The sequence below is a fragment of the Rhizobium sp. 'Codium 1' genome, assembly GCF_020889605.1.
Taxonomy (GTDB): Bacteria; Pseudomonadota; Alphaproteobacteria; order Rhizobiales; family Rhizobiaceae; genus Allorhizobium; species Allorhizobium algae.
This window is the reverse complement of sequence record NZ_JAJGPW010000002.1, coordinates 724,703-739,096: the sequence shown is the minus strand read 5'-3', so window position 1 is coordinate 739,096 and position 14,394 is coordinate 724,703. Positions and strand designations below refer to the sequence as shown.

At 62.0% G+C, this 14,394-nt stretch carries 9 protein-coding genes; 5 read left to right on the top strand and 4 right to left on the bottom strand.

What is annotated here, in order from left to right:
- Positions 1-115: 115 nt before the first annotated feature.
- Positions 116-1,372 carry an ABC transporter substrate-binding protein gene (locus tag LJE98_RS08645; RefSeq protein ID WP_229574748.1) on the bottom strand — a complete coding sequence of 419 codons (1,257 nt, stop codon included), beginning with the start codon at positions 1,370-1,372 and terminating at the stop codon, positions 116-118.
- A gap of 350 nt (positions 1,373-1,722) precedes the next feature.
- Here LJE98_RS08645 and LJE98_RS08640 point away from each other — a divergent pair, with 350 nt between their 5' ends.
- From LJE98_RS08640 to LJE98_RS08620, 5 genes are all read left to right on the top strand, one after another.
- Complete coding sequence (locus tag LJE98_RS08640) at positions 1,723-4,263, top strand: methyl-accepting chemotaxis protein (RefSeq protein ID WP_229574747.1); 2,541 nt, start codon at positions 1,723-1,725, stop codon at positions 4,261-4,263.
- 142 nt (positions 4,264-4,405) lie between these two features.
- Positions 4,406-6,226, top strand: a complete 1,821-nt coding sequence (locus LJE98_RS08635) for a sensor histidine kinase (RefSeq protein WP_229574746.1) — start codon at positions 4,406-4,408, stop codon at positions 6,224-6,226.
- Complete coding sequence (locus LJE98_RS08630) at positions 6,223-7,572, top strand: sigma-54-dependent transcriptional regulator (RefSeq protein ID WP_229574745.1); 1,350 nt, start codon at positions 6,223-6,225, stop codon at positions 7,570-7,572. The genes LJE98_RS08635 and LJE98_RS08630 overlap by 4 nt, the downstream gene beginning before the upstream one ends.
- A gap of 226 nt (positions 7,573-7,798) precedes the next feature.
- On the top strand, positions 7,799-8,776 hold the full coding sequence (locus tag LJE98_RS08625; RefSeq protein ID WP_229574744.1) for a TAXI family TRAP transporter solute-binding subunit: 978 nt from the start codon (positions 7,799-7,801) through the stop codon (positions 8,774-8,776).
- A 97-nt stretch (positions 8,777-8,873) separates the two neighbouring features.
- Positions 8,874-11,054 carry a TRAP transporter permease gene (locus tag LJE98_RS08620; RefSeq protein WP_229574743.1) on the top strand — a complete coding sequence of 727 codons (2,181 nt, stop codon included), beginning with the start codon at positions 8,874-8,876 and terminating at the stop codon, positions 11,052-11,054.
- Between the two features lie 103 nt (positions 11,055-11,157).
- Here LJE98_RS08620 and LJE98_RS08615 read toward each other — a convergent pair whose 3' ends face one another.
- The 3 genes from LJE98_RS08615 to LJE98_RS08605 are packed head-to-tail and all read right to left on the bottom strand — an operon-like array spanning position 11,158 to position 14,310.
- The gene (locus LJE98_RS08615) at positions 11,158-12,255 is read right to left on the bottom strand and encodes an ABC transporter substrate-binding protein (protein ID WP_229574742.1); all 1,098 of its coding nucleotides are present in this window, start codon (positions 12,253-12,255) and stop codon (positions 11,158-11,160) included.
- The gene (locus tag LJE98_RS08610) at positions 12,252-13,646 is read right to left on the bottom strand and encodes a sensor histidine kinase (protein WP_229574741.1); all 1,395 of its coding nucleotides are present in this window, start codon (positions 13,644-13,646) and stop codon (positions 12,252-12,254) included. The genes LJE98_RS08615 and LJE98_RS08610 overlap by 4 nt, the downstream gene beginning before the upstream one ends.
- Positions 13,633-14,310: a response regulator transcription factor gene (locus LJE98_RS08605; protein WP_229574740.1), complete on the bottom strand. Its 678-nt coding sequence runs from the start codon at positions 14,308-14,310 to the stop codon at positions 13,633-13,635. The genes LJE98_RS08610 and LJE98_RS08605 overlap by 14 nt, the downstream gene beginning before the upstream one ends.
- Positions 14,311-14,394 lie beyond the last annotated feature (84 nt).

Below are 14,394 nucleotides of genomic sequence, written 5' to 3'. Positions count from 1 at the left end.
TCCGGCCGGCCTGCGGCTGCCGGCCGGAGCCGCTGAGGCCGCGTGCCCCCCTGGACCCACGGGCTGCCTTCGGCCGAAGCTGCAGCTTCGCGGAGCTGTCGTTCGAGACCGTTGCTCAGATGCCCGTCAAGATGCCGTTGATCCTGTCGATAATACCGGCGGCCGCAGTCTCGGCGTTGAGCTGGCCGTAGGCAAAAGCTTCGAAAGTGCTGTCGAAGGCTTCTGCGACGCGCGGATTTTCATTCAGCGGAGAGACGTCGACGCCCGTACTTTGCATGACAATCTTGTTTGCCTCGATCTGCGCCGGCTCGATCGTGCCCGCCCTGGTCAGTACTTCAAGGGCGACTTTGCTGGAGGGCAAGCCGCGCGTTGCACCGAGTTTACGGATCGCTTCGGGATCGTTCAGCAAGCAGTTGACAATCTCGGCCGCCGCTTTCGGCTCCTTGCTGTATTTTGATATGGCAAACAACATCGAGGGCTTGCGATAGATGCCTTCCGTGGTTGCGCCATCGACCTTCAGCATTTCGACCGGCACGAGTTGCTGGCCTTCCTGCATCGGGCCGACGATCTTGCTGTATGTGCTGCTCCACTGATATGTTCCGGCAATCTTGCCGCTGGCCCATTCGGGGTTTTCATGCAGCGGCGCGTTGCCTCCGGCAGCCTCGTCCTGCCAGGACTTGACGACGCCCTGTTCGACCATGGATTGATAGAAGTCGAGGCTTTCTGCCAGTTCTTCCACGGTCCAGGCGACCTGCCGGGTGGCCGGGTCGATCAGATCCTTTCCGGTCTTCTGCGTGGTGCGCAGAATGACGATGAGACGCGCGTCGGGGCCGTTTCCTTCGAATGGATAGTAGTCCGGGCCGAGCCTTTGCTTCATGACAGGGGCTGCGGCGAACAAGTCGTCCCAGGTGGTTGGAATGGCAAGGCCAGCCTTGTCATAGGTGGCCTTGTTGAACATGAAGACGCGGCCCGTGATGGACACCGGCAGGCCATTCAGCTTGCCATCGACACTGCCGCTTTTCCGATCGGCCTCCGACCATTGATCGAGGTCGATGACGTCCTTGAACTGGTTGAGATCGGCAAAGCCGTTGCCGCTCTTCGAGAAGATCGGGAGCCAGGGCCAGTTGATCTGCATGATGTCGGCTTCGGTTCGCCCGGCGAGCTGGGTGGCGATTTTCTCCTGATGGCCGGTCCAGCCGGTCATTTCCGGCGCGATCGTGTGGCCGAACTTGTCGCCGCAGAACTTCAACGCTTCCTGCGTGGCGATATGGCGGTCCTCGCTGCCCCACCATGACATGCGCAGATCCGCGGCAGAGGCCGTAGCAAGGCCGTTTGCCGCGACAAATACGGCGGCGATGATCAAGGTTCTCATTCTGCGTCCTCCCGAATTGGAACGATGACGGCTTGCCTGCAATGCACTTCTTCCCTGTTGCTTCCGACGGGGAGTTCCAGCGATGAGGAAAGTCGTCCGGGCCGAGACAAATATAGGGGAGAGGTCCTAGGAAAACGTTGATCCAGTTGAGGAACGCGGAAGTCGCCTGCCGCAGTGGTGGGTGATCGGCTTTGCCGCCGGTACTCCCCCTCATCCTTGCCTCGGGGGATGGGTCAGTGAGGCCCCCCATTAAGCGCCTATTAGTCTTCCTTGCCCATGATCAGCAGGATTTAGACGTGGGCGCTTCGGCTCCGCCATTTGCGGACCGTCGGCGTTGGAGGAGACATTTCGTGTTCATCGATCGTGTATTGTCGCGCTTTAACATTCAGACAAAGGTCCTGATTTTCATCCTGCCGTTTGTCATCAGCATTTCCGCCGTCGGCTTTACAGGGCTCTATGCATCGGGCCTGCTGCAGGGGCGGATCGAGATTTCCAACAGTGTGCTTCAGTCCCTGAGCGGTTTCCGCGATGTCTCGGCCTCGATGTCCACCTTCCTCGCCAATACGACAGACGAGGCGAAGGCCGATCTGACAGGGCGGCTCGAACAGCAGCGGCGTGACCTCGATGCAACCCTTGCCCAGCTTGCTCCGGATGCCGATGGTCGAGCCGAACTGGAAGAGGCCGGCAAGCTCATCGACAAGGTCTTCATGCATATCGACGATCTCTGGACGCTGCATGCCAGCGAGACGGGCCTTGTCGATACGCTGCAGCACGGAGGCAAGCAGGTCATCATCGCCCAGGGTCGCGTGAACGCTGCCATGGCGACCATGGAGCGTGCGGTGCAGGCCGATGATGCGTCCGCCAAGACCATGCTGCGCGACGCCGAAAGCATCCGCAGCACTGGCACTTTCCTGACCGAAACCAATTCCGCCTTTACCAAGGCGAAGACACCGGACGAGAAATTTGCGGTCATAGCGGGACGGGTGGATGAAATCATCGCCCGCCAGCAGGTGCTGGCTGCTGTCCTGCCAAAGGCGAACCAATCGGCCGCCAAGACGCTAGACAAGATCGGCGGCGAACTGAAAGCGGCGGTCGCCGCCAATGACAAGTCCGAGGCCGTGATCACGGATCTCGCCGGCAAACTGCGCAATTTCACCCAGTTGAATGCCTATCTCGGCCTTGCCGCCCAGCAGAAGATGAAGGATGCGACGATCAAGTTCGGGGAACTCGATGCGCCGCTGGCCAAGGCTCAGGCCGTCATCGAAGACGGTCGTCAGGTCATGGCGGCAGGCTATGCGCTGCAGATCATGATGGCGCGCTTCCTTCTCGATCCTACCGAACAGAACCGCATGCTGCTTGCGCAGCAGTTCAATGCTGTGAAGAAGTTCCTTGCAGAACTCGACAAGACCGCCGCCGATCAGCCGATCCTGATGCAGGTGAAGAAGGATCTCGGCCCGGCTGTCGACACAATGCTCGGCGCGAGTGCAGAACTGGTGAAGGTCAGTCAGGAGCGCAAGTCAAGCTTCGAGCAGGCCGCTTCCGAACTCAATGTCATCTGGAAGCAACTCACCGCCTTTGCCGAGATGCAGAAGGTCTCGGCCGGCCAGGAGCGGCAGGAGGCCAATTCGATCTCCCTCGGGGCGACGGGACTCGGCATCCTGATCTCGATCTTTGCCGGCATCGGTCTGGTGCTTACCTTCAAGGGCCCGATCGGGCAGATCACCGGTGCCATGCGCCGGCTGGCCGAAGGCGTGCTCGACACCAAGATCAACGGTGAGGCCCGCGTCGATGAGATCGGCGAGATGGCCCGTGCGCTTGGCGTGTTCAAGCAGAATGCCCTGTCGAAGATCGAAATCGAGAGCCGCAGCGAAGCCGAGCGGGTTCAGGCCGAGGACGAACGCCGCCGCAACGATCTCGAAAAGCAGGAGATCGACCGTCAGATCGACTTTGCGGTCAATGCGCTTGCCACCGGCCTCGGTCGGCTCGCCAAAGGCGATATCTCGGAAACCATCGATACGCCGTTCCACGGCCGTCTCGAGCAGTTGCGCAACGACTTCAATCAGTCTCTCGAGCATCTGCAGGATACGATGAGGCAGATCCGCTCGAACACCTACATGATCCAGCGCAACGCTGCCGAGATGAGCACTGCGGCCGACCAACTGGCCAAGCGCACCGAACAGCAGGCCGCCTCACTGGAAGAGACAGCGGCTGCCGTCGAGGAGATCACAGTCACGGTGAAATCGTCTGCCGAACGGGCCGAAGAAGCAAATACCATCGTCGCCGACACGAAGGGCCGAGCGGACACCTCGTCCACCGTCGTGGCCAGCGCCATCGACGCGATGGGCAGGATCGAGGACGCTTCGGGGCAGATCGTCCAGATCATTGACGTCATCGATGAGATCGCCTTCCAGACCAACCTGCTTGCGCTCAACGCCGGCATCGAGGCGGCGCGTGCGGGCGAGGCGGGCAAGGGCTTTGCGGTCGTGGCCCAGGAAGTCCGCGAACTCGCCCAACGCTCGGCGGGTGCTGCCCAGCAGATCAAGGACCTGATCCACAAGTCGAGCACGGAAGTCTCCTCGGGGGCCAAGCTGGTGCAGCAGACCGGATCAGTGCTTGCCGACATCTCGGCCAACATCATCACGGTTGCGGACCGCGTCTCGGTCATCGCCATGGCGAGCCGCGACCAGTCGAATGCGCTGGCGGAGGTGAATTCCTCGGTCAACGAGATGGATCAGATGACCCAGCGCAACGCGGCCATGGTCGAGGAGACCAATGCTGCGACCCGGCAACTGGCTGACGAGGCCGATGCACTCATGCAACTGATCAATCAGTTCAAGCTCGCGCCGGAGGCCGGCCGTCCGGCGACGCAGTCGCAACGCCACGCGGCATGACTGGTTCAGGTGCCGCAAGAATCCAGAGCCGCCGGACCTTGAAAGCCGGCGGCTTTTTCGCGGCCAGGAGGCCGCGCTCGCAAGTCCGCTTGGAATGCGGCGGACAGGCGGTTATCCTCACGCCAGGAGGACAGCGCATTTGATGACGGCAACGGTACCACCCGCAAGACGATTGGCTGCTGCCCGACGCACGATCATGGCGCTTGTTCTGGTTCTCGTTGCGGCAAGTCTGGCGCTGCTGACCGTCGGCAATCGGTTCTTGACCCGCAATGTCATGGAAGAAGCCTCGCTGCAGGCCAACAGCGCGCTGCGTCTTGCGACGTCGGCCCTGGCCGGTCATCTGAGCCGCTATGAGACCTTGCCGGCCCTGATCGCCGACCATGATGACATGAAGGAGCTTGTGCTCGACCCTTCCAACCCGGCGCTTCGACAGGCGGCCAATCTCTATCTCAAGGACATCAACGCCCTGCTGGAGTCCTCGGACATCTATGTGATGACCATGGATGGTAACACGGTCGCGGCGAGCAATTTCGACGGTGCGGCAAGCTTCGTCGGCGAGAATTTCATCTACCGGCCCTATTTCTACGAAGCGGCGGCCGGAATGCAGGCGCGCTTCTACGCCCTCGGCACGACCTCGGCGAAACGCGGCTATTATTTCTCCTCCCCGATCAGGGTAAACGGAGCCGTGCGGGGTGTCATCGCCTTCAAGGTCGACATCGAGGACATCGAGACATCCTGGCGGGGCGGCGAGTACAAGATCCTCGTTCATGATCCCGAAGGGATCATCTTCATGACCGGCAATCCGGAATGGCTCTATGCCTCGGTACTTCCGCTCACGCCCGAACGGCTGGAGCGCACGACCGCGTCCCGGCGATATTCCGACGCGACGCTCCGGGAACTGCCCATCGGGGCCGGCAGGATCAGCGAGCACACGTTGATGACTGTCGACCAGGCGGGCGGGGCGCGGGAATATCTGGTGCTCGAACAATATATGCCGGATGCAGATTGGACGGTGAAGGTGTTGTTCGACACGGGCAACATTCACGCGCAGGCGCGGACCATGCTGGTCGCCATCCTTCTTTTCCTCTGCCTCTTCGTTCTGGGGCTTGCCGTCGTCATCCAGCGCCGCGCACGGCTGCAGGAGCGCATGCATATGCAGATCGAGGCGCAGGCTGAGCTCGAACGCCGCGTCGAGGAGCGCACATCCGACCTCGCGCGGGTTAACCTGCAGCTGCGGCAGACCCAGGCCGACCTCATTCAGGCCGGCAAGCTCGCCGGGCTCGGACAAATGTCGGCCGCTTTGTCACACGAGTTCAACCAGCCGCTTGCTGCCGCCAAGACCTATGCCGACAGCGCCACGATGTTGATCGACCGAGACCGGATTTCGGAAGCGCGCGACAATCTGGGCCGGATCTCCAACCTGATCGATCGGATGGCCTCGATCTCGCGGCATCTGCGCAATTTTGCCCGCAAGCCGAATGAGAAACTGGGCGCCATTGCCATCGAGGACGTGGTGGAGGAGACGCTCGAGATCGTCTCGGCCCGCCTTGGCACGGCCGATGCGACCCTCATCATTGATCTGCAGCCTGCCCTGCCGTCAGTCCGAGGCGGGCCCGTTCGTCTCCAGCAAGTGCTTGTCAATATTCTGACCAATGCTTGCGACGCCGTGGAAGGGCTGGACGACCGCAAAATTGAGCTCTCCGCCCGCAAGGCAGGCGGTTCCGTGGTGATCGAGATCGGGGATCGGGGACCAGGCGTTCCGCCCGCCATCATGCAGCGCATCTTCGACCCGTTCTTCACGACCAAGGGCGTGGGCAAGGGGCTCGGCCTCGGTCTGTCGATCTCCTACAACATCATCAAGGATTTCGGCGGCAGCCTGACGGTCGGGCAGCGTGACGGTGGTGGGGCGCTGTTCCGCATCGAGCTGCTGGAAGCGGAAGCAATGAATGAGGCGGCGGAATGAGCTCAGGACAGGTGTTGTTCGTCGATGACGAGGAGGAGCTGCGCTTCTCCACCAGTCAGGCTCTGGAACTGCACGGGCTCCAGGTAAAGGCCTTCGCATCGGGCGAGGAAATCCTGTCGCGGGTCGGCTTCGGTTTCGATGGCGTCGTCGTCAGTGATATCCGCATGCCGGGGCTCGACGGCATGACGCTGTTGCATCGGATCCGGGAGCTCGATCACGAGATCCCGGTCATCCTTGTCACCGGGCATGGCGAGGTGCAACTGGCGGTCAAGGCAATGCGCGAAGGCGCCTATGACTTCATCGAGAAGCCTTTCGCCAGCCAGGCGCTGGCCGGCGTCGTTCGACACGCACTCGACCGTCGTTCGCTCGTCTTGGAGAACCGACGGCTGAGAGCTGTTGCGGGCAAGCGCGATGATATCGAGACGCGGCTTCCCGGGCGCACGCCGGTCATGGTCGACCTGCGCTACCGTCTCCGGGCGATCGGAGCGACCGAGGCCGATGCGCTGATCATTGGTGAGACCGGTGCCGGCAAGGAGGTCGTCGCCCGCGGCTTGCACGATGTCAGTTCCCGTTCGAAGGGCCCCTTCCTCGGGATCAATTGTGCGTCGCTTCCTGAAACCCTGATCGAGAGCGAACTCTTCGGTCACGAGGCTGGCGCCTTTCCCGGTGCGCTCCGAGCGCGCTACGGAAAATTCGAGCACGGACGCGGCGGCACCATCCTGCTCGACGAGATCGGCTCGATGCCCTTCGAGCTGCAGGCGAAGTTCCTGCGGGTCCTGCAGGAGCGCACGATCACGCGTCTGGGGTCGAACGAGACGGTTCCGCTCGACGTGCGTTTCCTTGCCACAAGCAAGGTGGACCTGGAAAGCGAGGTGGCGGCGGGTCGCTTCCGGGCGGATCTCTTCTACAGGCTGAATGTCGTGACAATCCATGTCCCGTCGCTTGCACAGCGTCGCGCCGACATTCCGCTGCTTTTCCTGCATCTGGTGCGTGAAGCCTCGGCGCGATACGGCCGCGAAGACATCGAAGTCGAACCGGAGATCCTCGCCCAGATTGCGGAGCGTGACTGGCCCGGAAACGTCAGAGAGTTGCGCAACGCGGCTGACCGGTTGGTGCTCGGCCTGGAGACAGGACTTGACGGTACGGCAGACCACGAAGCGGTTGCGACACGTCTTGCAGAAAAGATGGCAGCTTACGAGAAGCAGCTGATAGCCAGCGCCATCGCGGCGCATGGTGGAGCGCTCAAGCCGGTCTACGAACAGCTCGGCATCTCTCGCAAGACGCTCTACGAGAAGATGCAGAAGCACGGTCTGGACAAGAGCCTGGCCCTGGATGGACGCGACTAGCGATCGATCAACAGGCTCACTCTTGATCGTCGGATGGGTGACTTTCCACCCACGGACTCGACAAAATGTTACGATCTCCCCCCACGACCTGCGTGAAAATCGCGCGAGACGGCTGACGCGCCCGGTCGCGCGTTGCCTCTCCGACCCAGCCGAGGCTTAGCTCATATCAGGTTCGGCCCTGAGGAGGCGCCGAATTCAGTCGCATTCAATATACAGGGAGGACTTCATGAAAAAGTTCGTGATCGCTATGGCCGGTGCCATGGCTCTGACGTTTGCTGCACCCGTTTCCGCTCAGGACAAGGCCGACTGGCCGGGCAGCATGACCATTGGCACCGCCAGCCAGGGCGGTACCTACTTCATTTATGGCACGGGTCTCGCCGGCCTGATTACGGAGAAGCTCGGCGTCAACACATCGGCTGAAGTGACAGGTGGCCCGGTGCAGAATGCCACGCTGATCGAAACCGGTGACCACCTCATGGGCCTGGTGACGATGGGCCCGGCATACGAGGCCTGGACCGGCAATAGCGAGCTTGCGCCTGGCGTCGAGCACAAGAGCCTGCGCGCCCTTTTCCCGATGTACCAGACACCGTTTCAGGTCGTTGCACTGAAGTCGTCGGGCATCACCTCCGTTGCAGATCTCGATGGCAAGCGCGTCTCCGTCGGTCCGGCCGGTGGCACGGCCGCGACCTACTGGCCGCGCTATTTCGAAAGCGTCGGCGTGAAGCCTGAGATTTCGTTCTCGGGTGCAAACGACGCAACGAGCCAGGTCAAGGATGGCCTGATCGATGCCTTCGCCTTTGCTGCCGGCGTTCCGATTTCTGCCTTCGCGCAGATCGCGGCTGAAAACGATGTCAACATCTTCGGCTTCAATGCTGACGAGCAGACGAAGATCCTCGAAGCCATGCCGGAACTGGCAGCCTTCGAAGTGCCCGGCGGCCTGTATCAGGGCTTCCCTGATCCGCAGAGCACTGTCAGCCTCTGGAACTTCGCTGTTGCCAATGCCGAAATGCCGGAATCGCTTGCCTATGAGATCACCAAGCTGGTCATGGAAAGCAATGATCGCATGATGCAGATCCATGCCACGGCTGCGGAAACCATCCCGGCGAACATCGAGAAGAACTCGTTCCTGCCGTTCCACCCCGGCTCCGTGCGTTATTTCGAGGAAAAAGGCATCACCATTCCCGATGCTCTGAAGGGCCAGTAACGCCCATACCTGCGCCTTGATGCGCAGGCAGGAGGCGGCAGCATCGGCTGCCGCCTCCTTCGTGCTAGATCCGGCTTCCTTATCGGGACACACAATCATGACACAAGCTGACAATATCTCAGCGCAGCAAGCCGCTGGGCCCATCCTGGCTCACAATGTCGATGAGGAGCCGGTTGCGAGCAACCAGCGGCTCCATGCAGGCTGGCTCAACAAGGCCATCATTGTTCTCTGCATCGCCTATACCGCTTTCCACATCGGGGTGATGAACCTCTATCCGCTCGAAACCTGGACCTATCGCCTGATCCACGTTTGCGGCGGACTGCTTCTCGGCTTCCTGATCTATTCTGCCGTGCAATTGCCGACCACCGCACCTGGGCAGTCGCGACGCAACCCGATCGCATGGCTTCTCTTGCTGGTGGGCATCGGTGGCATCGGCTATGGCTTCGCCATGATTGCCTATGCCTGGGGCGCCTACTGGATGACGGGCAATGCCCGGCCACCCGTCTTCGTCTTCTCGAGCTTCGGTCTGCCGCTTCTGGCCGGCACGGTGGCAGCCCTCGCGGCCGTGTGGTTCTTCCCCAGCCGTGACCGTACGCGTGTCGACTGGGCAGACTATGCGCTCGGTCTCGCCTCGATCGCCGTCCTCGGCTACATCCTGTTCAACGTCGGACCGCTTCGTCTGAGGGCCGGGACGGCCATGGCGCAGCCGGCGGACTTTTATGCCGCCCTCGTCGGCGTCATCCTCATTCTCGAAGTGACGCGTCGCGTTGCGGGTCTCGCCCTTGTCGTGATCGCCTCGATTTTCATTCTCTATTCCTTCGCTGGTCCCTATCTGCCCGGCTTCCTGGCGCATCGCGGATACGACCCGCGGCGCTTCTTCACCTATATCTTCACCGATCAGGGCATCCTCAGTGATCCCGTGGCGGTGTCGTCGACCTACATCATTCTCTTCATCACCTTCGCGGCCTTCCTGCAGGCGTCGAAAGTCGGCGACTACTTCGTGAACTTCGCCTTTGCCGCCGCTGGACGTGCGCGAGGTGGCCCGGCGAAGGTGGCCGTTCTCGCCTCCGGTCTGATGGGCATGATCAATGGAACCTCTGCCGGCAACGTGGTCTCGACCGGTTCGCTGACGATCCCGCTGATGAAGAAAGTCGGCTATCCGGCCAAGACATCGGCGGCCATCGAAGCTGCTGCGTCGTCCGGCGGCCAGATCATGCCTCCGATCATGGGGGCAGGGGCCTTCATCATGGCGGAAGTGACGGGCATTCCCTATACGGACATCGTGATTGCGGCGATCATCCCGTCGGTCCTCTACTTTGCCTCCGTCTACTTCATGGTCGATCTGCAGGCCACGAAACTCGGCATGAAGGGTCTTCCGAAGGAAGAATTGCCGGTCTTCAAGGAGCTCCTGAAGCAGGTCTACCTGTTCATCCCGATCATCATGCTGATCTACACCCTGTTTGCGGGGTACTCTGTCATCCGCGCCGGCACAGTGTCGATGATGGCGGCCGCCGCGGTCAGCTGGTTGACGCCGCATCGCATGGGGCCGCGGCTGCTGGCGAAGGCATTCGACATCGCCGCACGCATGTCGATACAGCTGGTGGCAGTCTGCGCCTGCGCAGGCATCATCGTCGGCGTCATTGCGTTGACCGGCGTCGGGGCGCGCTTCTCCAGCCTTCTGCTGGGGATTGCGGAACAGAACCAGTTGCTGGCGCTGTTCTTCGCGATGTGCATTTCCATCGTGCTTGGCATGGGCATGCCGACGACCGCTGCCTATGCGGTCGCGGCAGCCGTGGTTGCACCGGGTCTCGTCAATCTCGGCATTCCGGTTCTGACGGCGCACTTCTTCGTGTTCTACTTCGCCGTGATGTCCGCGATCACGCCGCCGGTGGCGCTCGCCGCCTATGCAGGGGCAGCCCTTTCGGGGTCCGATCCGATGAAGACGTCCGTGGAAAGCTTCAAGATCGGTCTTGCCGCCTTCGTGGTGCCGTTCATGTTCTTCTATTCCCAGGCCATGCTGATGCAGGGAACCTGGCTCGAGATCTTGCACGTGTTCCTGACGGCAAGCCTTGGGATCTACATGCTCGCGTCCGCGGTTCAGGGCTGGTTCTTCGGTCGGCTTGGGGTGCCGCTTCGCCTGGTGCTGCTAGTCGCCGCCCTCAGCATGATCAGCGGCGGTCTGATCTCGGATCTGATCGGTTTGTTGGTCGGCGGTTCGCTCTTTGCCTATCAAAGACGATACGTCACCCCCGTGGTGATTGCTCGCGGCGTCGACTAAGCTGGCGCCATCGGCTTCGACAAGACCATAAAGGCGGCGCCGTCATCCGACGGCGCCGCCTCTTCCGTTGATGTTGACTGTACGGGCCTGGATTCCTGCGTTTCTATTGGGCGCCGGGCGCCAGCAGCGATGTCCAGTTGCGGATGAATTCTTCCCGGGTCGCTCGGTCCTGCGCGGCGAGGAGCGCGGGGCCGACGCGAATGGGGCGGCCGATACCGGATTCGATCAGCGAGATGGGCCCGTCTACCCCGGGTGGCAAAGGCGCGTTTTCGGCGAAGTAAAAGGCCTTTTCTCGCGCGACCTTCTGCCCGCGTTCCGACACCAGATGATCCACAAAGCGGGCGGCAAGGTCTGGTTGCGGCGAGTGGGTCGGGATCATCGCGCCCCTTGTCAAGATCAGGGTGTAATCGCGCGGCACGACGACCCGCATGTCGTTGTTGCGCAGATAGCGTGCATAGGCATAGGAACCGAGGATGTTGTAGGCAATCTTCAGGCGGCGGGTCTCGATCAGGTCGAGCACTTCCTTGTTGCAGCAACTGGTCACGACTTCGGCACGGCTGAAGCTCTCCAGAAGCCGGCCGTAACTGGTCGGGGCCTGCAGGGCGTCATGGAAGGCCAGGAGATAGCCGACGCCCGAGAGCTTGACGTTGTACGTGCCGATCCGGGTCCAGTATTCGTCCGGCTTGCGGCGCAGCAGTTCGGCGATTTCCACATGCGAACGCGGCACGTCTTCCGGGGGGACCTGGGAGGCGTCATAGACGATGACGGCGGGTTCGAAGGCGAAGCCGAATATCTCGTCTCGCCAGTTGGCCCAGGCAGAGACCCGTTCGGTCTCTGACGATCGATGGGACCGGGCGCAGCCGTCATTGGCGAGCTTCACCAGATGGTCGACCGAGGAGGAAATCCAGAGGTCGCCATGGCTGCGCTTCTCGCGACACGCCAATTCCGCCTCGCGAAACAGATCGTTGCTGACATAGTCGTTGAACTCGACCGCGACATCCGGTGCCTTCTGCTGGAAGTCGCGGATCAGGGGCGCGATCACCTCCGCGTCGGTCACGCCGTTGATGACCAGCCGGGCGCGTTCCGTACCCGGCGCCGGGAAGATGGACCGGTCGCCCTCGAGCGCCAGAACGGACGTCGAGGCGAGGGAGCTCGTCAGCAGGCAAGCCATCAATGACGCGATCTTGCGCTTCAGGCTCATGGCGCAGACCTCTTGTCTAGCAGGGGGAGTTCGAGGAAGACGGTGAAGCCGCTCTGAGGCGTGGGCTCGCGGAATGCGAGGGCCCCGCTCAATGTCGTGGCCACTTCCGATGCGATGGCGAAGCCGAGACCGGAGCTGCCTTCGCCGCTCTTCGAGGAGACGAAGCGGCGGGTGACCTGTGGCCAGTCCTGTGCGGGAATGCCGGGACCGTCGTCTTCCACCTCGACCAGCACGAAGTTGCCGCGCCTGACGATCCGAACGGCAAGGCTGGAGATAACGCCGTGGCGGAGCGAATTGTCGATGACGTTGACGATGGCCTCGCGCAGACTCAAAGCATCCCCGAGCACCATCAGCGCCTCTGGCGGGGCCTCGAAGGAAACGACGATATCCGGATCGATGGTGATCGGAACGGCGGCGCGGAAGGCCTTGCGGGCCACGTCGACCACATCCACCGGCGAGAGCTGGACCGAGTCGAAGCGGTGGATGACCATGGCGTGGTTGAGCAGCTGGGTGGTAAAACGGGCAAGTTCGGAGGCGCGGTTCTTCACCCGGTTCAGGTGGCGGCGATCGTCATCGGAGAGTGCGTCCTCGTCGATCAGGCTCACCTGAGCCGAAAGTGCCGTCAGCGGCGTACGGATCTGGTGGGCGCTGTCGGCGATGAAGCGCTGCAGGAGGCGCAGACGATCGTCGAGACGGCGCATGAAGTGGTTGATCGACTCGACGAAGGGAGAGAGTTCGCGGGGCACGTCGATGGCCAGCGGCGTCAGGTCCTGGCTGTCGCGGCGCCGCAGGGTGTCGCCGAGCGCATCCAGCGGGCGGAGCGAATACCGCACGGCCAAAATGGTGCCGCCGAGGGCCAGAAGGCTCATCACGCCGACCAGAACGAGCGCGCGGGTGGTGAGTTCCGTGGTCAGTTCCTGCCGGGCTTCGGTCGTCTGCGCAATCAGGACATTCGCCCAGCCACCGATCGAGGGATCCGCGATCGCGCGGCTCGCGGCAACCATGCGAACCGGCAGGTCGCGGAAGCTCGCAGTCTCGAAAAGCGCCTGTGTCCGGGCATTGGCCACGTCGGCGGGAAAGTCGAGGTCCTCGTATCCCGTCAACGTGGTGCCATCGGGTGCCACGACGCGGTAGAAGATCTTGTCGCGCGGAGCGAGGCCGAGCAGCTCGAAGGCGCTCGGCGGCAGATCGACTGCAATTCGACCTTCCTCGACCACGAGGCTGTCGAGGATCTGGATGGCTGCGCCCTGGAGGAGGCGATCATAGGCCTCGTCGGCGGCGGCCCGCGCATAGAACCAGGCGGCGGTCATCAGAATCGCTGCGCCGCCTGCCAATACTGCAGCCACGCGAATGACCAGGCGGGCGAAAAGAGAGCGCCTAGTCCTCTGCATCTGACACCAGTTGATAGCCGACACCGCGGACGGTGACGATGCGTGCCTTTGCTCCTTCGAGCTTTTTCCTCAGGCGTCCGACATAGAGCTCGATGGCGTTGGGCCCTGCGGGCTCGTCGAAGCCGAAGATCTGGTCAAGAAGCTGGTCCTTGCTGAACACGCGGCCCGGCCGGCTCGCGAGGATTTCGAGCAGGGTCATTTCCCGGCGCTTGAGCGGCACTTCGCGATTGCCGACCTTGACGGAGCGCTGGCTTCTGTCGAGCAGCACATCGCCACAGACGATGACATTGGTCGCTTCGCCTCCAGTACGGCGCCGCATCAGGACACGCGCGCGGGCTTCCAGTTCACGAAAGTCGAAGGGCTTCACGAGATAGTCGTCGGCACCGAGATCGAGCGCGCCGACCCGATCGTCGATTTCGGATCGGGCCGTCAGCACCAGAACCGGAACGGTGCTGCCCCCATCGCGCAATCGCTTCAGGATCGAGAAGCCGTCCATGCCCGGCAGCATGACATCGAGAATGACTAGGTCGTATTCGGTGAAAACGAGGATGTCCGCCGCAGCACGGCCGTCGGTCTGCCAGTCGACCGTATGGCCGATGGTTTCAAAGCGGCGTGAAATTGCCTCTCCGACGTCGAGCGTGTCTTCCACGAGCAGAATTCGCATGGCCGGACGCTCGCATGTCTGATGTCTCCAATCAAGCTGAAGGAAAGCCTGTATTCAGCGCTTCCAGTTAACTCGACGATAAAC